General features: G+C 37.8%; 20 protein-coding genes. 1 reads left to right on the plus strand and 19 read right to left on the minus strand.

Annotated features, from left to right (window positions below; all coding sequences use genetic code 11):
- Positions 1–84: 84 nt before the first annotated feature.
- The 6 genes from ftsX to ACQKII_RS01940 form a co-directional block, all read right to left on the minus strand.
- Complete coding sequence (ftsX, locus tag ACQKII_RS01915; protein ID WP_427455799.1) at positions 85–969, minus strand: permease-like cell division protein FtsX; 885 nt, start codon at positions 967–969, stop codon at positions 85–87.
- On the minus strand, positions 959–1,645 hold the full coding sequence (ftsE, locus tag ACQKII_RS01920; protein WP_427455801.1) for a cell division ATP-binding protein FtsE: 687 nt from the start codon (positions 1,643–1,645) through the stop codon (positions 959–961). The genes ftsX and ftsE overlap by 11 nt, the downstream gene beginning before the upstream one ends.
- A gap of 284 nt (positions 1,646–1,929) precedes the next feature.
- Positions 1,930–3,117 (minus strand): DUF4097 family beta strand repeat-containing protein, encoded by a 1,188-nt coding sequence (locus ACQKII_RS01925; RefSeq protein WP_427455803.1) that lies wholly within the window; start codon positions 3,115–3,117, stop codon positions 1,930–1,932.
- Positions 3,118–3,295: 178 nt separating this feature from the next.
- Positions 3,296–6,160: an excinuclease ABC subunit UvrA gene (gene uvrA, locus ACQKII_RS01930; protein WP_427455805.1), complete on the minus strand. Its 2,865-nt coding sequence runs from the start codon at positions 6,158–6,160 to the stop codon at positions 3,296–3,298.
- Between the two features lie 8 nt (positions 6,161–6,168).
- Positions 6,169–8,148: an excinuclease ABC subunit UvrB gene (uvrB, locus tag ACQKII_RS01935; RefSeq protein WP_427455807.1), complete on the minus strand. Its 1,980-nt coding sequence runs from the start codon at positions 8,146–8,148 to the stop codon at positions 6,169–6,171.
- A 397-nt stretch (positions 8,149–8,545) separates the two neighbouring features.
- Positions 8,546–8,785 (minus strand): IDEAL domain-containing protein, encoded by a 240-nt coding sequence (locus ACQKII_RS01940; protein WP_427455809.1) that lies wholly within the window; start codon positions 8,783–8,785, stop codon positions 8,546–8,548.
- A gap of 227 nt (positions 8,786–9,012) precedes the next feature.
- On the opposite strand from ACQKII_RS01940, the gene ACQKII_RS01945 reads away from it, so the two are divergent.
- Positions 9,013–9,522, plus strand: a complete 510-nt coding sequence (locus ACQKII_RS01945) for a competence protein ComK (protein WP_427455810.1) — start codon at positions 9,013–9,015, stop codon at positions 9,520–9,522.
- A gap of 85 nt (positions 9,523–9,607) precedes the next feature.
- Here ACQKII_RS01945 and prfB read toward each other — a convergent pair.
- The 13 genes from prfB to ACQKII_RS02010 all read right to left on the minus strand — a co-directional run bounded on the left by prfB (position 9,608) and on the right by ACQKII_RS02010 (position 23,969).
- A protein-coding gene (gene prfB / locus ACQKII_RS01950) for a peptide chain release factor 2 (protein ID WP_427455917.1) occupies positions 9,608–10,709 on the minus strand; the annotation gives its coding sequence in 2 pieces (ribosomal slippage) (positions 9,608–10,636 and positions 10,638–10,709; 1,101 coding nt in all).
- 177 nt (positions 10,710–10,886) lie between these two features.
- On the minus strand, positions 10,887–11,444 hold the full coding sequence (locus ACQKII_RS01955; protein ID WP_427455812.1) for a competence protein ComK: 558 nt from the start codon (positions 11,442–11,444) through the stop codon (positions 10,887–10,889).
- Positions 11,445–11,876: 432 nt separating this feature from the next.
- The gene (gene secA, locus ACQKII_RS01960; RefSeq protein ID WP_427455814.1) at positions 11,877–14,387 is read right to left on the minus strand and encodes a preprotein translocase subunit SecA; all 2,511 of its coding nucleotides are present in this window, start codon (positions 14,385–14,387) and stop codon (positions 11,877–11,879) included.
- Positions 14,388–14,738: 351 nt separating this feature from the next.
- On the minus strand, positions 14,739–15,290 hold the full coding sequence (gene hpf / locus ACQKII_RS01965) for a ribosome hibernation-promoting factor, HPF/YfiA family (protein WP_427455816.1): 552 nt from the start codon (positions 15,288–15,290) through the stop codon (positions 14,739–14,741).
- 89 nt (positions 15,291–15,379) lie between these two features.
- Positions 15,380–15,760: a PilZ domain-containing protein gene (locus tag ACQKII_RS01970; protein WP_427455818.1), complete on the minus strand. Its 381-nt coding sequence runs from the start codon at positions 15,758–15,760 to the stop codon at positions 15,380–15,382.
- 251 nt (positions 15,761–16,011) lie between these two features.
- On the minus strand, positions 16,012–16,422 hold the full coding sequence (gene fliS, locus ACQKII_RS01975) for a flagellar export chaperone FliS (RefSeq protein WP_427455820.1): 411 nt from the start codon (positions 16,420–16,422) through the stop codon (positions 16,012–16,014).
- Positions 16,423–16,498: 76 nt separating this feature from the next.
- The gene (locus ACQKII_RS01980; protein WP_427455822.1) at positions 16,499–16,858 is read right to left on the minus strand and encodes a flagellar protein FliT; all 360 of its coding nucleotides are present in this window, start codon (positions 16,856–16,858) and stop codon (positions 16,499–16,501) included.
- Between the two features lie 32 nt (positions 16,859–16,890).
- Positions 16,891–19,317: a flagellar filament capping protein FliD gene (gene fliD / locus ACQKII_RS01985; protein WP_427455824.1), complete on the minus strand. Its 2,427-nt coding sequence runs from the start codon at positions 19,315–19,317 to the stop codon at positions 16,891–16,893.
- Positions 19,318–19,340: 23 nt separating this feature from the next.
- Positions 19,341–19,712 (minus strand): flagellar protein FlaG, encoded by a 372-nt coding sequence (locus tag ACQKII_RS01990; RefSeq protein ID WP_427455826.1) that lies wholly within the window; start codon positions 19,710–19,712, stop codon positions 19,341–19,343.
- A gap of 349 nt (positions 19,713–20,061) precedes the next feature.
- Positions 20,062–21,210, minus strand: coding sequence for a UDP-4-amino-4,6-dideoxy-N-acetyl-beta-L-altrosamine transaminase (pseC, locus tag ACQKII_RS01995; RefSeq protein ID WP_427455828.1), 1,149 nt, complete (start codon positions 21,208–21,210; stop codon positions 20,062–20,064).
- 11 nt (positions 21,211–21,221) lie between these two features.
- On the minus strand, positions 21,222–22,268 hold the full coding sequence (pseI, locus tag ACQKII_RS02000; RefSeq protein WP_427455830.1) for a pseudaminic acid synthase: 1,047 nt from the start codon (positions 22,266–22,268) through the stop codon (positions 21,222–21,224).
- Positions 22,265–23,245 carry a UDP-2,4-diacetamido-2,4,6-trideoxy-beta-L-altropyranose hydrolase gene (pseG, locus tag ACQKII_RS02005; RefSeq protein ID WP_427455832.1) on the minus strand — a complete coding sequence of 327 codons (981 nt, stop codon included), beginning with the start codon at positions 23,243–23,245 and terminating at the stop codon, positions 22,265–22,267. The genes pseI and pseG overlap by 4 nt, the downstream gene beginning before the upstream one ends.
- 1 nt (position 23,246) lies before the next feature.
- Complete coding sequence (locus tag ACQKII_RS02010; RefSeq protein WP_427455834.1) at positions 23,247–23,969, minus strand: cytidylyltransferase domain-containing protein; 723 nt, start codon at positions 23,967–23,969, stop codon at positions 23,247–23,249.
- Positions 23,970–24,002: the final 33 nt, after the last annotated feature.

Here is a 24,002-nt window from a genome sequence, read left to right on the forward strand (position 1 = left end):
CGACATGAGTAGTGGCTGACGATTCAATAAACCACAAAACACGCCTTAAACTTTATTCACCGTTGTTAAACACTTTGAATCAAGTTAAATTTTTAAAAATTTACGTACTGACATGAAACTTCCCCAAATACCGATAAGTACACCAATGAGTAGTAGTAGACCGCTTACTTGGTACACCAGTGGTGAGAAATCGAGTAATTGAACAAGCTCCCCTTTTAAACGTGGTGCAATAATCTTATATACATTGTGGTAAAGGGTTGCGACAACCGCAATCGGAATAATAGAACCTAAAATTCCGAGCCACATACCTTCTAATAAAAATGGAATACGCACAAATGAATTCGTTGCCCCAACAAGTTTCATAATTTCAATTTCATCACGACGTGCAATAATTGTAATTCGAATGGTATTGGAAATTAGGAAAATTGCCGTGAATAGTAACCCTAAAATCAGCACAAGCCCTACATTACGACTAATGTTTAAGAAGTTGAAAAGTTTCTCTACCTTACCTTCACCATACATAACGTCATATGTATACTCATATTTGTCAATTGTCTTTGCGACAGTTGCTGTCTGCTGTGGATCAGTTGCCTTCACATAAATTACATTACGTAATGGGTTCCTTTGCTCAAATAACTTAAAGTCATCGCCAAAGTCTTTTACTAATTTCGTTAACTCATTTTCCTTTGTCGAATAAGTCATCTCTTCGACATCCGGCAACTTCTCAATTTTCTTGAGTAGCTCTTTTTCAGTGGCTTCATCCGCCGTTTCATCAATTAAAACTTTGATTTCAACGTCATTTTCTAAATCTGACGCTACTTTATTTAAGTTCATCATAATAAGCGCAAAAACGCCTACAAGTATCAATGTAACTGTAACTGCACTCACCGAGGCAATCGTCATCCAACTATTACGACCAAGCGATTTAAAACTTTCTCGGAAGTGACGTTTTATCGTATTAAATTTCATAGCCGTAATCACCTCCGTGTTCATCACGGACAATCATTCCGCCTTCAATTGCAATTACCCGGCGGCGAATCGTATTCACGATTTCACGGTTATGGGTCGCCATCACAATTGTTGTACCCCGTGCATTAATTTCTTCAAATAAGTTCATAATTTCCCAAGATGTCTCAGGGTCTAGATTCCCAGTTGGCTCATCTGCAATAACCACTTTTGGTACATTAACAATGGAGCGCGCAATGGAAACACGTTGCTGTTCCCCACCTGAAAGTTCATTCGGGAACATTCTCGCCTTATGTTTGAGCCCTACCAAATCTAGAACTTCCATTACACGACGACGGATTTCTACTGGTTCTTCTTCAATTACTTCTAAAGCGAATGCCACATTTTCATAGACATTCAAACGTGGGAGTAATTTGAAATCCTGGAAAACAACACCAAGTTGTCGGCGCAAGAAAGGTACTTTTTTACTTTTCAATGACGCCAAGTCAATACCATTTACAATAATTTCGCCTGAAGTCGCTTTTTCCTCACGATACATCAATTTGATAAATGTCGATTTACCTGCACCACTTGGACCAACAACATAGACAAACTCACCTTGCTTTATGTTAACCGAAATGCCATTTGTCGCAACGACACCATTCGGGTACTTCTTTGTCACATTTTTCATTTCTATCATATCTAAACCACCTAAACCTCTTACAAATGTAAGATGTATTTCTTTTTCTATTATAGCACTCAATCTATGTTTTTTTATTACAGTTTCATTTCATTCCTTGGAAGTTGCTGCCATTTAAATATTTTATTGTCCAAGATTATACAAGAGTATTTTAAAAACGACGGCAACATAAAACAGGAATCGCTTCAAAGTATTTGAGTCGATTCCTGTTTTATGTGTATTCGACGTGAAACACAAAAAAGCATCCAAGCTATATTTACTAATAGCCTGAATGCTTTCTATTTTTAAACTTGCTGCTCGTCAGTAGTAGTATAACGGACTAAAACTGCACCCGTTTTAGATTCGCCTTCGATAAATAGACGGTTTGCATTCTCTACTTCTTTATCAAAACGTACTACTTTTGATAAAAATTGATCCTGTGATTCAATTTTTGAAACATCTTGAATACCAACATCTACCTTACCAAAATTCGTCACAATTTTACCGCTTAATGACATCGTGCGAGGCACATATAATTCAACTGCACCTGCAACAGTTTGCGCTTTAATTTTTGATGAATTACTTGAGCAAGTCGTCACTACAACATGTCCATTCACCGATTTTGCTTCTACTTCATCCAATGCGCCATCTAAATAGACGCGACCATTTAATGTTTCGGCTTCTAAATCTTTACCGCGAACATCTGTTAATTCAATCGAACCGTTTGAAGAATCAACCTCTGCTTTAGTAAAATTTAACTTAGCGCCTTTAATTGCACCATTTAGTGTCTTTACTTTTAATTGCTCTAGCTCGATATCTTGTAAGGTTACACTACCGTTCATCAAACGCACAGACAATTTTTCTAACTTTTCCTTAGGTACAAGTACTTTTACATTCACCTGTACAAGTTTTAATTGGCTTAAAATTCGTAGTGAATCTAAATCACCTTTCACAACAAATTGCTCTAGAAAATGAGCGCGTGTTTCTTCTTCACTCTCATTAATAAGAGGTGCCTTCACTTTACAAATAACTTGGAAACTATCACCTTCACCAGGCTCTAATGCAAAATTACCATTTGGTAATTCCACGATTACATTTTGTACATTTGCAGCTGCAAACTCTTCGGTATGTGTAAATTCAAACTTATCGCCGAATGGAGAGGAAACATCAAATTCCTTCACCTTTTTTACTGCGGTATTCATCATATCCATAAAGAGTGAGCCAATTTGCGATAAATCTTTACGGAAATCTTGCATTTCATCTTGGAAATACTTCATAAAATCTGTATCTTTCTTTTGCTCCTCTTTTGGTGCTTCGTTAAAGATAGACTCTTTTTCTGTAGAAGATTGTTGTTCTTGATTCAACACATCATTCATAACATTTTGAGTGGACTTGCTAGGTTGCTCTAATGCTTCTAATAATGTAATCGCCTCTTGCGCTGTAATAATTCCTTTTTCCACAAGTTCTAAAATTCGTTGACGTTCATTTTGCATAAATCTAATAGCCTCCCTCAGTTCGTTATACTATTTATACGTATCATTTTATGAAAGGTTTCACCTCAAAAATGAAAAAAGTATGGCATGATATTGAAAAAATTCGCTGCTTTTTCACGGGTGATCCACAAGCCTCATAGATACTAAGCATCTGTGAGGGCTTAAGGCATCGGAAATTTTATTTGGAAGCTTCGGCTAAAATGGCTTCCATACGCATTCGATCACGCACTAAAATTGGTTTTAAGTACTTCCCTGTATAAGAGCCCTTTACTTCCACTACTTCTTCTGGTGTACCTGTAGCGACGATCATACCGCCTTTATCGCCACCTTCTGGACCTAAATCGATAATGTAATCGGCAGTTTTAATAACATCTAAATTGTGCTCAATCACTAGGACCGAGTCTCCATTTTCAACGAGTCGTTGCAAGACGATCAGTAAACGTGCAATATCGTCGGCATGTAAACCCGTAGTCGGCTCATCTAAAATATAGAATGATTTACCTGTGGAACGACGATGTAGCTCTGAAGCCAGTTTCACGCGTTGCGCCTCGCCACCAGATAATGTCGTCGCAGGTTGTCCTAGTTTCATATAGCCTAACCCAACATCCACAATTGTCTGTAATTTCCGCTGGATTTTAGGAATATTTTCGAAGAACACTACTGCAATTTCAATGGTCATATCTAAAATATCAGCAATACTTTTATCTTTATATTTCACTTCAAGCGTTTCACGGTTATAACGCTTACCATGACAAACCTCACATGGTACATATACATCTGGTAGGAAATGCATTTCAATTTTAATAATGCCGTCTCCTCGACACGCCTCACAACGTCCACCTTTCACATTAAAGCTAAAACGACCTTTTTTATAGCCGCGTACTTTGGCTTCATTCGTTGTCGCAAAAACATCTCTTACATCATCAAACACACCTGTATAAGTGGCAGGGTTTGAACGTGGTGTTCGACCAATTGGAGACTGGTCAATATCGATCACTTTTTCAAGTTCCTCCATACCCACTACTTCTTTATGTTCACCTGGCTTTACCTTTGAACGGTTAAGCTTCTGAGCCAAAGATTTATATAAAATTTCATTAATAAGTGTTGATTTACCAGAGCCTGAAACACCTGTCACTGCAACAAATAGACCTAATGGTATATCTACTTTAACGTTTTGTAGGTTATTTTCTTTTGCTCCCTTAATCGATAACTTACGACCATCTGGTTTACGGCGCTCAATTGGTAATGGAATAAACTTTTTACCACTTAAATATTGCCCCGTCAACGATTTAGGATTGTCCATTACTTCCTGTGGTGTTCCTGCCGCAACAATTTCACCACCATGTACACCAGCCCCAGGTCCTACATCAATCAGATAATCGGCCGCCATCATTGTATCTTCATCATGCTCAACAACAATTAGCGTATTACCAATATCACGCATATTTTGGAGTGTACTAATGAGACGGTCATTGTCTCGCTGATGTAATCCGATCGACGGCTCATCCAATATATAAAGTACCCCAGTTAAACGAGAGCCTATCTGCGTAGCTAAGCGAATTCGTTGTGCTTCCCCACCTGAAAGTGTTCCTGCCGCACGACTTAGCGTTAAATAATCTAAACCTACATTAACTAAGAAACCCAGACGTTCTTCAATTTCACGCAATACCAGTCGAGCAATTTGCATATCCTTTTCAGATAAATTTAGCTCTTTGAAAAATGTATCTGCATCTTGAATTGAGTACTTTGTCACTTCTCCAATATGCTTATCTGCAATTTTAACAGCTAATGTTTCTGGTTTTAAGCGATAGCCTTTACAGGATGGACAGTCTTGCTGTGCCATGTACTTTTCCATTTGCTCACGTACATAATCAGAAGTTGTCTCTTTAAAACGACGCTCTACATTATGCACAACGCCCTCAAACTCAATCATCTGATCACGCACATTTCCAAACTCATTTTCATAATGGAAATGAACTTTATCCTTTCCCGAGCCAAATAAAATCTTATCCATTTTCTCTTTCGGTAGTTCTTTCACAGGTACGTCCATCGGAATATCATAATGGTCACATACCGCCTTTAATAGCTGCGGATAATATTGCGAACTTGTCGGTTCCCAGGGGGCAATGGCATGCTCGATTAACGAGCGGTCCCAATCTGGTACAACTAGGTCAAGGTCTACCTCTTGCGTCGTACCTAAACCATCACAACTCGTACACGCCCCGAACGGACTGTTAAATGAAAACATACGCGGTTCAAGCTCCCCGATTGAAAAGCCACATAATGGACATGCATGATGCTCACTAAATAGTATTTCTTCATGTTCCATCACATCGACTAGCACGCGCCCTTCCGCTAATCGAAGTGCCGTCTCAAGCGAATCACTAAGCCGTGCTGCGATACCTTCTTTTACGACGACACGGTCCACGACAACCTCTATAGAATGCTTTTTGTTTTTATCAAGATCTATTGCATCATCTAAATCACGTAATTCACCATCAATACGTACTCGTACAAAGCCTTGTTTTTTCAAGTCTTCTAGCAGCTTTACATGAGTTCCTTTGCGCCCTGAAATCATTGGCGCAAGTAACTGCATTTTCGTGCGTTCTGGGTATACCAAGAGGCGATCCACCATCTGCTCAATTGTTTGGGAGGTAATTTCAATGCCATGATTCGGACAAATTGGCTTACCAATACGCGCATAAAGTAACCGTAAATAATCATATATTTCCGTTACTGTTCCAACAGTTGAACGTGGATTTCGACTCGTCGTTTTTTGATCAATCGATATGGCAGGTGACAGCCCTTCAATCGCATCCACATCTGGTTTATCCATCTGTCCAAGAAATTGCCGAGCATAAGCAGACAATGACTCTACATAACGACGTTGTCCCTCCGCATAAATCGTGTCAAATGCTAACGAAGATTTTCCTGAACCGGATAAGCCCGTTAGCACAACTAATTGATCACGCGGAATTGTGACGTTAATATTTTTCAAATTATGTGCACGTGCGCCCTGCACGACGATTTCTGTATTTTTCACAAGCCCGATCACCCTTCTGTCTTCAATTCAAAGATAGTATCTCGCAGCTCAGCTGCACGTTCGAAATCAAGTGCTTTAGCTGCTTCCTTCATTTCTATTTCAAGTGAAGCAAGTAATTTCTCTTTTTCTTGCTTCGTCAACTTCTTACCTTTTGTTGCCTTCGTTACATATGATTCCTCTTCTTCTGCTACCTGTGTCGCACGAATTATATCAGGAATCTTTTTGACAATCGTCTTCGGCGTAATACCGTGTTCCTCGTTGTACGCCCTCTGTATTGTACGACGACGTTTCGTTTCCTCAATGGCCTTCTTCATAGAATCAGTCATATTATCGGCGAACATAATAACATGCCCATTGGCATTACGAGCTGCACGACCAATTGTTTGAATCAATGCGCGCTCTGAACGTAAGAACCCTTCCTTATCGGCATCTAATATTGCCACAAGTGAAACTTCAGGAATATCCAGCCCTTCACGCAATAAATTAATGCCGATCAGGACGTCATATGTGCCCTTCCGTAGCTCACGGATAATTTCAATACGTTCAAGCGTCTTAATCTCTGAATGTAAGTATTCCACTTTTAGGCCCATTTCCTTCAAATAAGCGGATAAATCTTCCGACATTTTTTTCGTTAATGTTGTCACGAGTACACGTTCATTACGGCTAATACGATCTTGAATTTCATCGATTAAATTATCAATTTGCCCTTCTATCGGACGTACATCTATCAATGGATCTAACAAGCCTGTCGGACGAATAATTTGCTCAGCCATCACTGGTGTATGCTCGATTTCATATGGGCCAGGCGTTGCCGAAACATAAATAGCTTGCTGTACTTTTGCATCAAATTCTTCAAAACGAAGTGGACGGTTATCTAGAGCAGACGGCAAACGGAAACCGTGCTCTACAAGTACACCCTTTCGAGCTTGGTCCCCATTATACATACCACGTACTTGCGGCAGCGTGACATGGCTTTCATCGACTACAAGTAAAAAATCCTCTGGAAAGTAGTCCATTAACGTGTACGGTGTTGCTCCAGCTTCACGTAATGTTAAATGACGGGAATAATTTTCGATACCTGAGCAAAAGCCCATTTCCTTCATCATTTCTAAGTCATAGCGTGTTCGCTGCTCCAAGCGTTGTGCCTCTAGTAGCTTATCCTCTGCACGTAATAGAGTAAGTCGTTCCTCTAGCTCTTTTTCAATATTTTCAATGGCTTTAATCATTTTCTCTTCACGTGTAACGAAGTGGGACGCAGGGAAAATAGCTACATGATCACGGTCAGATAAAATTTCACCAGTCAACGCATTGACCTCACGGATTCGGTCGATCTCATCACCGAAAAACTCAACACGTATACATTGTTCATCGCGCGATGCTGGGAAAATTTCAACAACATCACCGCGAACACGGAAAGTCCCACGTGTAAAGCTCACATCGTTACGCTCATACTGTACATCGACAAGTTTTCGTAGCAACTGATTACGCTCAATTTCCATACCTGTGCGAATTGACACGACCATTTCTCGATATTCTTGAGGAGAACCTAATCCGTAAATACAGGACACGGATGCAATAATAATGACATCCTTACGCTCAAAAAGTGAAGATGTCGCAGAGTGACGTAATTTATCGATTTCATCATTTATGCTGGAATCTTTCTCGATATACGTATCTGTTTGCGGTACATAGGCCTCTGGCTGAAAGTAATCATAATAACTGACAAAATACTCAACTGCATTATTTGGAAAAAACTCTTTAAACTCACTATATAATTGACCCGCAAGCGTTTTATTATGAGCCATAATAAGCGTCGGTTTCTTCACCTGCTGAATCACATTAGAAATCGTAAATGTTTTACCTGTCCCTGTTGCGCCAAGCAATGTTTGATGACGTTTACCTGCGTGAACGCCCTCCACTAATTCTACGATCGCCTGTGGCTGATCCCCACCAGGCTGATATGGCGCTTGTAAATCAAATTCTTGCACACATGTCCCCGTCCTTTCCTTCCAATTTGTACATTTATTTTAGCATAGCAGTATGAAAATATCGAACATTTAACGAACGAATGTTTGTTATTTTTTCATTTACTGGTTTCTTCACTTTCGTATCATCCTTCTATCATTGACGTTTTGAATGGAAATTACTCCCTGAATTTATCATGATAGCCGTAGTGTGGGTTTACATACTCGCGGTGATTGGTGGAATACCCGCGAATGCTACTTGTTTACCCGCGAAATGAGCTTAAATACACGCGATGTTTGGTGAAATACCCGCGAAATCTGTTCGTTTACCCGCGATTGATTAGTCAAATACACACGGTATGACTTCAAGTTAATCATAAAAAAATCCGCCCTCCAATTATTGGAGAGCGGGCTCGTCATATTATTCACTTACTACTTGGTGTAATACTTCTAGTTCAGTTGCGTATAGATAAAATGCTTTTTCATCTTTTTCATCAAGTGCTCTATCTATCAAAACAATAAGCTGTTCCTCACGATGTATACGCTGGATACGATTTAAAAATAAATCTAAATAAATCTCGTTCAATAATTTCTCTTCCTCATCAACCTTTGAATGACCAACGGCTTTTAGAAAATCTGTATACGAATAATATTTATCCAACGATCTCACCTCGATCCTTTTCTAAATTATAAGAAAATTGAAACTAAAATGCAATGCTTAAGAAATGAAAATCAATTCGATTCGTTATATTTCTAGTGTTTTTTAACACATTTCTTCTAAGAAATTGACTGTTTTATCTAAGGTTTTTGACTCTTAACTATATTTTCCGAATCTTATTTTGTGTTATAAACTACAGCTAACAAATAGAAGAAGGAGGCACTACATATATGTCAACAAACTATGTTAATGGTTATCTAATGTCATTTAATACGTATTTGTTACAGCCTATTCAGCATGACTCTAAAATTTTCACACGAGTAATCGACAAGCATAACGAACTTATTGTCACACGCAAGCCAATGCATGTTTTGCGTAAATCTTGCCTATCACTGGGAACAACCTATGAAGCAGCAAAGTATTCTGCAAAACGTTTCTTTGGCAATCAACATAAACTGCCGATAGTCGTGGCCTATGATTATGGCTTTCCTTGTATTTTCCTACCAACCTATTCACCAAATTCTATACACAATACATGGATAGGCCTACATGCCATATCCAATATTATACCAAATGAAATCGGCTGTATCGTCACACTAAAAAATGGTATGCACATTGAACTTACCATTACATATGCATCTATTAGCAAACAATTTGTCAATGCCTCTATGCTCTATAAACATTATATGGGAGAGCGAAAGCAGCTTAGCCAGGACGCTCCATACCACCCACCATTTTAATAAATCAGCCATAAAGCACCACTAGGATGATTTAAGTCAATCCAAAAAAATACCTCAGAAGCACTATGCATCTGAGGTATTTCCATTATCCGATTCTTGAACGTAAATATGCATTAATAAATGGATCTAAATCTCCATCCATCACCGCGCCTACATTACCTGTTTCTTCGCTTGTACGATGATCCTTAACCATTGAATAAGGATGGAATACATATGAACGAATTTGAGAGCCCCAGCCTATTTCCTTTTGCTCACCACGAATTTCATCAAGTTGAGCTTGTTGCTTGTCAATTTCCAATTGATATAATTTCCCTTTTAACATCGTCATTGCTTTTTCACGGTTTTTAATCTGCGAACGCTCTGCCTGACATTGTACGACTGTACCAGTAGGAACGTGCGTAATACGAACCGCTGAATCTGTCGTATTAATATGCTGACCACCAGCACCTGTTGCACGGTACGTATCGATCTTTAAATCCTCTGTGCGAATATCCACTTCAATATTATCATCAAACTCTGGCATCACATCACATGATACAAATGATGTATGACGACGACCAGAAGAATCGAACGGAGAAATACGTACTAAACGGTGCACGCCCTTTTCAGCCTGTAAATAACCGTAAGCATTATGCCCCTTTATGGATAATGTCACTGATTTAATCCCTGCTTCGTCACCTGGCAAATAATCCACTGTTTCGACCTTAAAACCACGTTTTTCAGCCCAACGTGTATACATACGAAGCAACATTGAGCCCCAATCTTGTGATTCTGTTCCACCAGCACCTGGATGAAGCTCTAAAATCGCATTGTTTTGATCATAAGGACCACTCAATAATAATTGCAACTCAAAATCTGCTATCTTTTGTTGGAATTCCATAAGCTCTTTGCCTAGCTCCTCTTGTAATTCCTCATCTGGCTCTTCGCGCAATAATTCTAATGTCATATCTAAGTTTTCATGTGTATCCACTAATTCTTTATATTCATTTACGATAGCCTTTAAGCCGTTCCCTTCATTAATGACCACTTGTGCTCCTTGTTGATCATCCCAAAAGCCTGGCTCTAACATCATTTCATCTAACTCCTGAATACGTGCCTCTTTGTTTTCTAAGTCAAAGAGACCCCCTGAAGTCCGCCAATTTTTTGGCTGTATTGTCTAACGCGTTACGTACATCTGCTAATTCGATCATCGTTAAATCCTCCGAACATTTTTAATGGATTTCTACATATAGAAATCCGTATCTTTCTATTATAGCGTTTTTATTTCGGAAAACATACTTTTTTCAACACTTCAGAATTTTGAACAAAAGAAAATACACATACTATTACACATTCTCTGTGCTAGTATGTGTAATAAAGATCATCTATTTTTCATCTTTCTTTGCTTCATCTTCTAACAAAGAGCCCGTCATCATGCGCTGAAATATTTTGACACGGTCATATTGAACGAGTAGATGCTTCGTTCGTTTCTCTAATTTATACTTCAATAAAAAAGCTCTTTGTATCCGATATTCAAACGACTTAGCACTTACATCAACAATAATTTCCTTGCCATTCATAAACGTCACTTTTGTCTGCTTTTTATCAACTGCTGTATAGTCATCAATATGATGTACTGCGAACCAAATACAATCTGGATGTAAGGGAGACTTACTTGGAAACCATAAAATATTAAATCGTTCATGCACAACAATTGGATTCTTATTGAGCTTACCTAGAATCATCTTTGACCCATCAAAAGCCCCACGCAAACTTGATCCATAATAACGGAGATTAAAGTCCATTAATTGCGTTGGCTTTAATTTCGATAAATATTGATAATCCCGTTCAATGACACGCGTACACAAGTTTCCAAAGGTATCATACTCAGGCATGTACAGCATTGTTTCACTACTCATTATATCTTCACTATTAGAATGCATTGATACTCCTCCTTTAAATATTATGTTTATATTTTCAATTAACAAACATATATCGGAATACGCCAAAATATTTCCTCAAGTGGTCTTGGCACGACTTCATTACTCAAGTATTTTGTACATCTACCCATAAATCACCCTATTCAACAAGGTAAGTTATATATATAATGAACAACTTAATACTTACAACGTACCAATTTAACCAGTTAACTTTGGTTAATAATGGATAATCAAGAGATATAAATCATACTGATTAATTGAACTAAATACCTATTGTTACAGTTATTGTATACTGCAAACCTTTAATTGTCTACCAATTCTGACTATTTAGCCCTTTTTTCACCTAAAACACGGTCAATTGTTTCATCGAGTGAAGAGACGAAAAAAGACCAATTCAACGAAATGTTGAATTGATCTTTTTTTGTAGATAGTAACTTATTGTCCTGCACCATGGCAATTTTTAAACTTTTTGCCGCTTCCACATGGACATAAATCATTACGACCAATATTTTCAGCCTTGCGTACAGGTTGCTTTTTCGGTGCTGGCGAACCATCCTCTTTCGGATTAACAGCCTGACCTTTAGCAACCTCTTCACGTTCTAGGTTACTACGAATTTCTGCCTTCATTGCATATTTTGCTACATCTTCGCGAATCGAAGCGACCATATCCTCAAACATAGCAAAACCTTCTTGTTGATATTCGCGTAGCGGGTCATTTTGGCCATATGCACGTAAATGAATACCTTGACGTAGCTGATCCATCGCATCAATATGATCAATCCACTTCGTATCAATCGAACGCAATAAAATAACCTTCTCAAACTCACGCATACGTTCTGGAGTAAGTTCAACTTCTTTTTCATCATAGCGAATATGCACAGCATCCGAGATTAATGCAATAATTTCTTCGATAGACTTACCTTGTAAATCCGCAGCCTTCAAATTACCTTCTTCTAATAGGTTCGCAGCAACAAAGTCCTCAATTGCTTTTAAGTTCCAGTCCTTTTGCTCACCTTGCGTATACAGTCCGACAATATTGTCGATTGTTTCTTGAATCATCGACTCTACAAGTTCACGCATATTTTCCGTTTCTAAGACATCATAACGTTCTTTATAAATAATCTCACGTTGCTGACGTAAAACATCGTCATATTGTAATAAACGTTTACGTGCATCGAAGTTATTGCCCTCAACACGTTTTTGTGCGGATTCTACAGCCTTCGAAACAACTTTTGATTGAAGCGGCTGAGAATCGTCCATACCTAACTTCATCATCATCGACTTCATGTTATCAGAGCCAAATCGACGCATTAAATCATCTTCAAGAGACAAGTAGAATTGAGTAACCCCTGGATTTCCTTGACGACCAGAACGTCCACGTAACTGATTATCGATACGGCGAGATTCATGACGCTCTGTACCGATTACCGCTAATCCACCGATTTCCATTACGCCTTCACCTGGTTTAATATCTGTACCACGACCAGCCATATTCGTAGCAATGGTTACCGCACCTTTTTCACCAGCATTCGCAATAATTTCTGCCTCACGCTCGTGGTTTTTCGCATTTAATACGTTATGTGGGATTTTATGTTTATTTAATAAGTTGGAAATAATTTCAGATGTTTCAATTGCTACAGTACCAACAAGAACGGGTTGTCCAACTTTATGACGCTCTGCAATATCTGCTGCGACCGCTTTATATTTCCCTTCCATAGAAGCAAAAATCAAATCCGCACGGTCATCACGTGCAATCGGCTTATTCGTTGGAATCGCGATAACACTCATATTGTAAATATTACGGAATTCCTCTTCCTCTGTTTTTGCTGTACCAGTCATACCAGCAAGTTTTTGATACATACGGAAAAAGTTTTGGAACGTAATTGTGGCCATTGTCATCGATTCATTTTGAATCTCAACGCCCTCTTTAGCCTCAATTGCCTGGTGCAGACCATCAGAATAGCGGCGTCCTTTCATAAGACGACCCGTAAAGCCATCAACAATGACGATTTCGCCCTCTTGAACCACATAGTCTACATCATTATGCATACTGACATGCGCCTTTAACGATTGATTAATAGCATGGTTTAAACGTACATGTGTTAAATCAAACAGATTGTCGATACCGAATGCCTTTTCCGCTTTTTCCACACCTGCATCTGTTAACGTAACACCCTTTGTTGACTCTTCATATGTGTAATCCGTATCTGCACTTAACATACGTACAAATGCATTGGACTGCTTGTACAATTGCGCTGATTTACCAGCCTGCCCCGAAATAATTAATGGCGTACGCGCTTCATCGATTAAAATGGAGTCAACCTCATCGATGACAGCATAATGAAGCGGACGCTGTACACGTTCTTCTTTATAGAGCACCATATTATCACGTAAATAGTCGAAGCCCAGTTCATTATTCGTGCCATACGTTATATCTGCCTCATAAGCCGCACGTTTTTCTTCTTTTGATAAGCTATTCAAGTTTAAACCAACCGACAGCCCTAAGAAGTTGTACAACTCGCCCATTTCCGCAGCATCACGACTAGCCAAGTATTCGTTGACTGTTACAACATGCACACCTTTACCAGTAAGCGCATTGAGATAAACGGCCATCGTAGCTGTTAAAGTTTTACCTTCACCGGTTTTCATCTCCGAAATATTACCCTCATCCAGTGAAGCCGCTCCCATAATTTGCACGCGGAATGGATACATCCCTAATACACGTTTCGATGCTTCACGACTCACAGCAAAAGCTTCGGCACGAAGCGACTCTAAATCTTCGCCATCTGCATAACGTTGTTTAAATTCTTCTGTTTTCGCTTGTAATTGATCATCTGAAAGCTGTTCCATTTGAGAAGCGAATCCCTCTACTTGGTCAGCGATTTTTTCTAATTTTTTTAACTCACGTTTATTGAAATCAAATAATTTATTTAATAGGTTTGCCATGAATTTTTTCACTTCCTATATAGTCTCAACTTTCATTTTACCATTGTCTAACATCTTCATGCAAACAGTCTCTCTATTACGTGACGAAAGCGCATAAAAAAGGTTCTACATCAAGTGTTGGATGAGGCACAATGTGAAGCTTCTCCAAAGGTTCCGGCGACTGCCCCTCCCTTTCCGCCGACTGATTCCAAGCCTCCTCGATTTTTTGACACAAACACTGCGGGGTCTTGACTAGCCAGTTTTTCAGCAGGAGTGTCGGGGACATCCACCTCCATCTTAAATTGTATGGTTACCCCAACAAATATTATAGAACCAAAAAAAGCCCTCGCAATCGCGAGAGCCTTAAGACTATTAAGTTGTTTCAATCAAGCCGTATTTGCCATCTTTACGTTTGTAAACAATGTTTGTACCGTTTGATTCTGCATCCGTAAAGATATAGAAATCATGCCCTAGCATATTCATCTGTAAAACCGCTTCTTCATGATCCATCGGTTTTAAATCAAATTGTTTTGTACGAACAATTGAGTATTCTTCTTCATCTGTTGTTGTATCCACCGTAGCCTGCGAAGTAGCAAAATAAATGCCTGCACCTTCACGCTCACGGAATTTACGGTTTACCTTTGTTTTATGTTTACGAATTTGACGTTCTAATTTATCGACAATTAAGTCAACCGCTGCGTACATATCATTGTGACGTTCTTCTGCACGAAGCGTTAAGTTTTTCATGGGAATTGTCACTTCCACTTTTGTTTGCCTGTCATTATAAACCTTTAAATTTACGTTGGCGTTGGCATTAATATCTTCGTTAAAATAACGCTCAACTTTTTCAACCTTATTCTCAACATACTCTCGAATAGCTGGAGTTACCTCAATATTTTCACCGCGAATGTTAAAGTTTAACATGTAAACTCCTCCTTTATAACTGCTATACTTTATATTTCTACACAAGTGTGTGAAATTCCTCTAAATTAATTCTTTTTTTAACAAAAATTTTACGAATTATTTTTTATTTTTGCCTCTGCTGCTTCTTTTTTACGGCGAGACTTCAGCTCTTCGATAATAAAGTCTTCAAGTGGTCCTTGATTATTAAAATACACACCATAATACTTACCGCTAGCAAACGGGCGACTCCAGATGATTTCTCCATAAGCACGTATTTCTCTTGTATCAAGAATAAAATGTAAATCCAGAGGTGGCGGGTTCACCCCTAAATCTACCTCAGTAAACATCTTTAAACCTCTTGGACTCACATCGAGCAAGTCCGCCATTGCAGTTTGTGAATTATTGACTCTGCCATCTTCATATATCGCGAAAGTCATTTTAACAGGCTCATCGAATTTAAATCGAAAGCCTTCTTGACGCTTAAATATCATTTTCCCACCCCAATACTTTTTCAAACATTTATTTAGCTTGATTATGACACGAATGCACGATTTACATCTAGAGGGAATAAGTAACATATTTTACCGTAATATGAACCAAATTATGACTATATAGGCTTATGCCTCTGTCTACCTTTGAAAGGCTTTAGGAATTATAGAGTTTTTTTATGAACATGTTCTAAGTTTAGGTCTATCTTCATATAACAAAAGAGACCATCAATTGATGATGGTCTCTATTTTTCTTAAATTTGTCCGTTATTGCCACTTCCGAATTGTTGTTGTCGATTAATGCGAATAACTTCTTTCCAAGTATCACGGAATTCCGTCACCAAACCTTCAACTTCTTCAATGATCGTAACATCACTTTGGATATTCGCTTCTATTAAACGACGATTCATATATTCATAGAGGGCAAACATATTTTTTGACACTTCTATGTCCATATTGAGTGTTGCCATAAGCTCGCTGATGATTGCCTGTGCTTTTAATAGATTTGTGTTTTTTTCTTGGACATCTTTTTCTAGTATTGCTTGTTTTGCTTTATGCAAGAACTTTAAACATCCATTATAAAGCATTAACGTAAGATCACCAGGTGAAGCAGTAGTAACACTGTTTTGTTTATACGCGTTTTGGGCTGTTAAATTTGCTGCCAATAAAGGACAACTCCTTTTAAAGGTTACTTATTTACTATTTTAAACCATTTAACGAAGAAAAGCTAATAGGTATTTATTAATTCTTTTTGTCATAATACATACCATCCATAACACGCACATTTGAGTATGGATTGAAGTATTGTTCTTCACTTTTTTTCGTTTTTTGTAGGTTTGTCATATCCTGTTTTACAGCATCCATTACAGCAGATAATCGTTCTTTAATACCGTTATCAAGTTCTAATAACGTACGATGAATGCGATTCTGAGCATCGAACTTAAAGTTCTCTTCCTGCAAGCGTTTAATAAAAATTCCACGCTTATCCAACATTGCATTAATGTTGTCAATGTAGCTATCACGTTCTTCACTATTGGGGATTTCCCCTAAAAGTTTATATAGATTAGCAGAAACCTGCAATAGTTGTTCTGTTGGCTGCATATAATTCTCCTACTCTAGCTTTATTAAAAGTCTTATGCTCCTAATCCTTGCATGAACATACTTGATTGCGAATTTGCTTTATTTATCGCTTGTTCCATGGCTGAGAATTGCTTCCAGTAGCGAGCTTCAATATTTTTAAGTTTTTCTTGCCAAGTATCTATGCGTTTGTTTGCGTCTACTATGTTTTTACCGATTGAGTAGGATTGCTCTGTAGAAGAAATATGCCCCGCTTTTTTCTCTATATCAATCTTAAAACTATCCATAGAACTACGTAATTTTTGCAGGTAGCCTCGTGTATCTGCTTCTTTAGTGGAAATATTTCCGTCTTTATCCGTTACTGTAACGGTACTATCTTTTGCACCATCAAGATTTACGAATAATGCTGCTACAGCATCTGGATCTTCTTCAAGTGCTTTACGTAATTTATTTTCATTTATTTCTAATTGACCACCATCACTATAGTTCTTAGTTGTCGTAATACCTACATTAAAGAGTGTATTAAATTTCTGATTAGAAACAGCTGGATTTGCTTCGTAAATCAATGCCCGCATACCAGCAAGTCCACTTCTTAAAATAGTATCGCTACGTAACAATCCACTTTTTGCCTTTTCTTCCCAAAGCTTAATCTCGCTTTCTGACATATCTTTTCTTTGTTCATCAGTTAAAGGTGCAAAGGAACGATATTTTGTTTCTTTTGTTTGTTCGCTCAAATCCTTAATTAAGCCATTGTAAGTAGTAACGAATTCTTTAATTTTATTCATCATCTCATCCACGTTGGTAGTAGATGTTATGGTAACTGGAGAAACTGTCGATGGATCAGGAGTTATTTGTGGGGGTGTTGTATCATTTGCTATATGATTTTGATAAGCTGCCTCAAAATCAGCTTCGTCCCCTTTGAAAATGTTCTCTTTATATAATTGCTTATAGTTTGCTTCTGCATTAGCATTTCTTGTTATAGCAGCTTTATATGCTGAATCGGCTTGGTCCATCTCGGTTTTAGCTGATGTTAATTTGATTTGCGCATCAGCTGCTACTGATAAGACCTCGATTTCAGGTCCACTTAAGCTTTGTAAAGCTTCAAGTGTTCCCTTGTCTAATGACTTTAACTTCTCTTTCACAGGCCCATCAGGTAAATTTTCGAATGGATTTTCTGCTGATAAATCTACAGTTTTAAGTGCGTCCTCTATTCCTTGTCCTAAACCTGATAAACCTTGTAACATTGCCTTATTCAAGGTTGCAAATGTTTTTTCTAACTTTTCAACTTTAGAAATTGCATTAAAATCACCTTCTGACAAATCAGAAATTTCTTCTAAGTCACCAATCTCTATCTTGCTTAATGCTTCTTTTAGCGCGGGTGTAAAACCATCAGCATCTGTAAGATTTGCAATAGCTACCCTTGCAGCTTCTTCATCCGTGAAATCTATTTCAGCAAGTTTCGTAATTTGATTGTAATTTAGTTCTGCTAGAAGTGGCCTAGTTTCCAAAGCAAGTTCCGAATAAAGTACCTTTTGAGCATCGTTTAAACTACTCGATAACCTAGCTTTAGCTAGATTATAAACATCTGTAGCGTCAGCATGAGCCTGCTTTTTCGTATCGAACGCTGATTCTTTAGCAGGTAAATCGACTGCAGCATTTTTTCTTTCATTAAATGACAACGTTAACATAGAGTTTATCGTACCTCCAGCGTTAAACGTTTCTTTTAACGTAATGTTGTATCCAGAAATTGTAAATGTATTTGAAGCACGCTCAGTAGCGATGCCGTTCACTTGGAAAATTGCATTCTTCCCACCTTGCGCTAAATCACCAGAGGTCTGTCCAGTAAGTGACGTGAACCCAAGCTTACTAAAAATATCTGCTCCAGCTGTGACTTGAACCTCAGCTCCATTTTTATTATCACCTGTATTCTTTGCAGTAATAGATAGGCGACCATTTTCAAATAATGCACTAACACCCGCATTACTATCGTTAATTTTTTCCACAAATTTTGAAATTGTCATGGATTCATCAATAACAATTTCAGTACCCTCTGTTGGCATCGTTCCGTCTGGTTTAATAGCGTTCAATTTTATTACCCCACTACCAATGCCAAGTTCGCTTAACTTAGTATTGGACGTAGCGTTAATTTGATCACCGAGACCGCGTGCTGCACTCGCAAGTTGAGAAACACCTTCAAGCGCAAGTGATCCAGAAGCACTGGGTGTTGCTGTAGCAGAAGCGTATGTGCTATTGGAAACTGTGGCTGTTTTTGACTTCATACTTTTTAAAATTAAATTGTCCGCAATATACGTATCAAATGTTTTCAGTTTTGTATTAATTCCTCGATACGCATCTCGTTGCCATTCATACGTAGTTTTTTTCTGTTGTAATTTGAAAAGAGGTGATTTTTCAGCTTGCATTAACTTTGCTACTAAAGCATCAATATCCATCCCTGAGGCTAAACCGCCAATTCTGTTTACCATATCTTGTTCCTCCTAATTTATCCTTAAATTTTTTCGTCTACAATCATACCTAAAAGTTTTTGCATTTCATAAAATGCATCTAATAGCTTTCTAGCTGGTATTTCTTTCACGACTTCTTCTGTTTGCGCATCTACCACTTGTACAAAATAACGATTTAAGCCATCATGCAGTACAAATTTCGAAGAACTATGATTTATTTGCAAAAATTCGTTCACTATTTCTACAGCTTGTTGTAATTTTTCTTTTGATATTTCTTGCTCTTCTGGTGCAACATTTTGTTTTTCAACTTTTTGCTTAGTGACAGTAGGCTCTGTTGTCACTTCTAAGCTTGCCACCCTCGTATTATTTGAAGCAGTCGGTGTCTCTATTGTTTGCCCTTGCGTTGCAATACGCATCCTATCCAACCCCCTAAACATTTCATGTACTTATGGGTATTATCGGAAGCATTTTGGGAAATTTCACTTTTAAAGAAAAAGGAATTAAAATTATGTGTTATTAGAAGTTGGTAAATATGAAATAAACATAAACACTAAAAAGCAACAATTCGTTTACGAGAAACAGAAAAGTCGCTTTCAAAATAGGCTACAAGTGATGAATTAATGCTTAAGGAAAAGGTCAACGATAAATCATGTTTTCATTTTGATATATCCATCTGAATTGTTCAATTGCATCATATTTTTTGTGGCAAATTGCCTGTTTTAGTGCCTAGTGCCTCCTTCTTCAGTGAATTAATTTTCTATAAAATTATTTATTCAATGCACTTTTTAATATTTCAATCACATTATTTACATCTAATTTTTCCATACCAGGGAATATCGGTAATGTTAACGCACCTTCATACCAACTCTCTGCTACATTACATATCCCTTTAGTAAACCCCAGTTGTTCGTAATAAGGATGCCAGTAAACAGGAATATAATGCACATGGACACCAATATTACATGTTCGCATTTCATTAAATATTTCTTTTCGAGTTTTATTTAGTACGGTTTGGTTCAGCTGAATTATGTACAAATGCCAACCTGATTTTGTTCCATCTAACTGTTTTGGTAATTTTACACCAGGAAATTGATCTAAAGCCTCATTATACATATCAGCTATTTCACGGCGACTATTAATAAATTTATCTATTTTTTTCATTTGCGATAACCCTAACGCTGCTTGCATATCTGTCATACGATAATTGAAACCAAGTTCGGTCATTTCATAGTACCAATCACCTTGCTCCGCCGCATAAGGGGTTTTAGATATTCCATGACTACGGAAAAGCTTTAATTTTTCATAATATTCTTCAGAGTTAGTAGTGATTACTCCACCTTCTGCAGTAGTAATTGGTTTCACTGGATGAAAACTAAACATCGTCATATGTGCTTGTGAACCAACTTTTCGACCTTTATAGCTAGCACCAAATGAATGGGCGCCATCTTCTATTACAATAAGTTTATGTTCCTCTGCAATAGTCATTATTTCGTCTAAGTTTACCGGTTGGCCAGTAAAATCCACGGGTATAATAGCCTTTGTCTTAGAGGTAATATTCTTCTTAATTTCTTTTGGATCAATATTATACGTCTGTGCATCTATGTCTGCAAATACAGGTGTTCCACCACAATACAAAACTGCATTTGATGTCGCAGCAAAGGTTATTGGCGTTGTAATAACTTCATCACCAGCTTCAATACCTGCAGCATGACAAGCACCATGTAAGGCTGCAGTACCATTTGAAAATGCTACTGCATACTTTGCACCTACGTAGTCTGCTACCGATTTTTCAAATTCCTCAACTTTAGGTCCTTGCGTTAAAAAAGGCGACCGTAATGTTTCTACTACAGCCTCAATGTCAGCTTCGTCAATTGACTGTTTTCCATATGATAAAAAGGTTGAACGTTTATTCATGCTATCAGTCCTTATAGTAATATATCAAAAGTTAAAGGTGTCCCTTTTAATACATCTATTTTTACTTTCTTACCTACCATCAACTCGAAATATTTTGGTGCAAGTCCATATCCCGGACGTACAACACGGAGATTTTCTTTCGTTAATACATCACCAGCTTTTAAATCTTTTCCTATGTAAAGTGACCTGCGATATTCAAGAGATGGTTTTTCCACGCTTGTAGGTCCGTAGGTAACTGTGCCCAAACTGCTCCATGCTCGTTCCGTCTCTTCCACTAGCATTTTTAGTTCATTTGGCTCTAAAGAGAATACAGAATCTACACCACCGTCTGCACGAGATATCGTAAAATGCTTTTCTATAACAACCGCACCTAATGTTACGGCAGCTACAGATACACCAATCCCCATTGTATGGTCAGATAAACCTATCTCTGTCCCAAACAATTTTTTCATATGTGGAATCGTAGAAATATTTGAATTTTCTGGTGTCGCAGGGTATGTACTTGTACATTTCAATAAAATAATTTGCTCATTCTCTTGAGAATTAACCGCTTGTACTGCCTCATCTAATTCTGCAATCGACGCCATCCCAGTTGAGATAATAATGGGCTTACCAGTTGCTGCTACTTTTTTAATCAAAGGAATATCTACATTTTCAAATGAAGCAATTTTATAAGCAGGCACATTCAAGGTTTCTAAAAAATCTACTGCTGTTTCATCAAATGGTGAACTGAAAGCAACCATCCCATGTTCCTTACATCGATTAAAAATAGCTTCATGCCATTCCCAGGGCGTATAGGCTTCTTTGTATAAATTATAGAGAGATTGTCCTTTCCACAAGTTTGTATCACTTTCGATAAAAAATTCACCTGTATGAATATCCAAAGTCATCGTATCTGGTGTATATGTCTGTAATTTCACTGCATCTGCTCCAGCCTCAGCTGCTAGATCCACTATTTTTAATGCACGCTCAAGTGATTGATTATGATTACCTGACATTTCAGCAATTATAAATGGCTTTTCCTTACGTCCTATCTTTTTATCCCCTATTTGAATCATTTCGTTACCTCCAAAATTGCAGCCAACCAAGATTTCGCCCCTCCTGATTGCTTCGTTAACTTTAATCCGGCATTGCGCATGTTTATTAATAATTCTTTTTTACCTTTTAAGGACCAAAGTAGATCTTTATATGTATCCACAGTTACTTGTTCATGCCACCCTAAGTTCCATATTACACCTAACTTTTCTGCAGTTTCTGTTGAAATACGTTGATTTTCTGCAACAACAGTGCTTGATGAAGGTAAACCAACAAAGCAGCGTTCCCAAGTAGCACTTCCCCCAGCTCCTATAGAAAAATCAGCTTTCACCATCAAAGAAGCTAAATAATCTATTTGGCAATGGAAGTGATAACCCGCCTTCATACAAATGCCTTCAATTTCAGTTTTATGAGGATTACTATTACCAACAACGACATCTACGTGTTTAATAACTTGTTGTTGCGCTAATGCTTTTAACACTTTCAATGTTTCACTCGTTGGATCACTCCCCCCCATAAAGATAAGAAGGCGATTGACTTCACCCTGTTTATTTGGAAGGCTTTTTCTTTCTCGAATAAATTCTTCTCTCATAATTAAATATCTTGGTCCTAATAATTTCACACAATGTACTGGAACTAAGTCATCATAACGATGCTCATAGTTTGGAACGACATTTTGATCTAATAATAGATCACAGTCATGTTTACGATTAGCCAAATCATCAATGACAACCATTTTTTTTACAAACGGTCGGATTTTTCTTTCCCATTCTATATCAATATCATAATGATCGATAATACACATATCTGCTTTTTTCATTTCAGTAATAATTGCAAAACCTTTAGATTGAACAGTTGCTCGCATATCTCCTGGCAACTCTTTCATCCAAAAGAATACTTCATGACCTTTTTTTCTAAGCTCTATTGCAATAGTTAAGCAGCGCATCACATGTCCACTACCAATTTTAGTAGAAGCATCTGCACGAATTACGATGTTCAATTTATATCACCGGCTTTTGTTCAATATGTGCATTTAACTTTGCAACTTCAGGTATACCCTTTAAGTAATCAATGACAGCTACACTTGAGACAAGTGGATCATTAAAATATCCTGCCACTACTCGAATTAGCTCATAGTCAGGATCTGTATCCAATGTAATACGAAGATCTGGTGCTCGGCGGTTCACTGGAACTTTATATGTAATTGCTTCAAACTGTTCCTTAAATTCATAGGCATAGTACGTTACATGTTCGCGATGACGCTGTTCTTGTCCTATTTCATTTATTTTCAGCAGCGATGAATATGAAATTAACTCAACTGCTAGACCACGTGGTAGCTCACCGTCTACTAACACAATATCTTTGCGCTCTTTTGACATAATAGCGATCATTTCAGAGGCCATTTCATAGTCTACAAATGGACAGTCCGATGTCACACGCATTACATAATCAGGCTCATATTCATTCGCACAATCTACAAAGCGAGATAATACATCGTTCTCTGAACCACGGAAACATTTAATATTATGTTCTAAGCACCAAGAAACAATCGCATCATCTTGTGTTGATGCTGTAGTTGCAACAATGACGTCTTGCACGCCATTGATTTGCAAACAACGCTTTGTTACATACGTCAGTACTTCTGACTCTCCTAGTGGTTTTAGAATCTTCCCTGGAAGTCTGGTTGACCCCATTCTTGCTTGAATAATAACAATTGTTTTCAAATAATCACACCCTACATTTACATAGAAATCTCT

The sequence above is a fragment of the Lysinibacillus sp. NPDC048646 genome (assembly GCF_050272295.1).
Classification (GTDB): Bacteria; Bacillota; Bacilli; order Bacillales_A; family Planococcaceae; genus Lysinibacillus.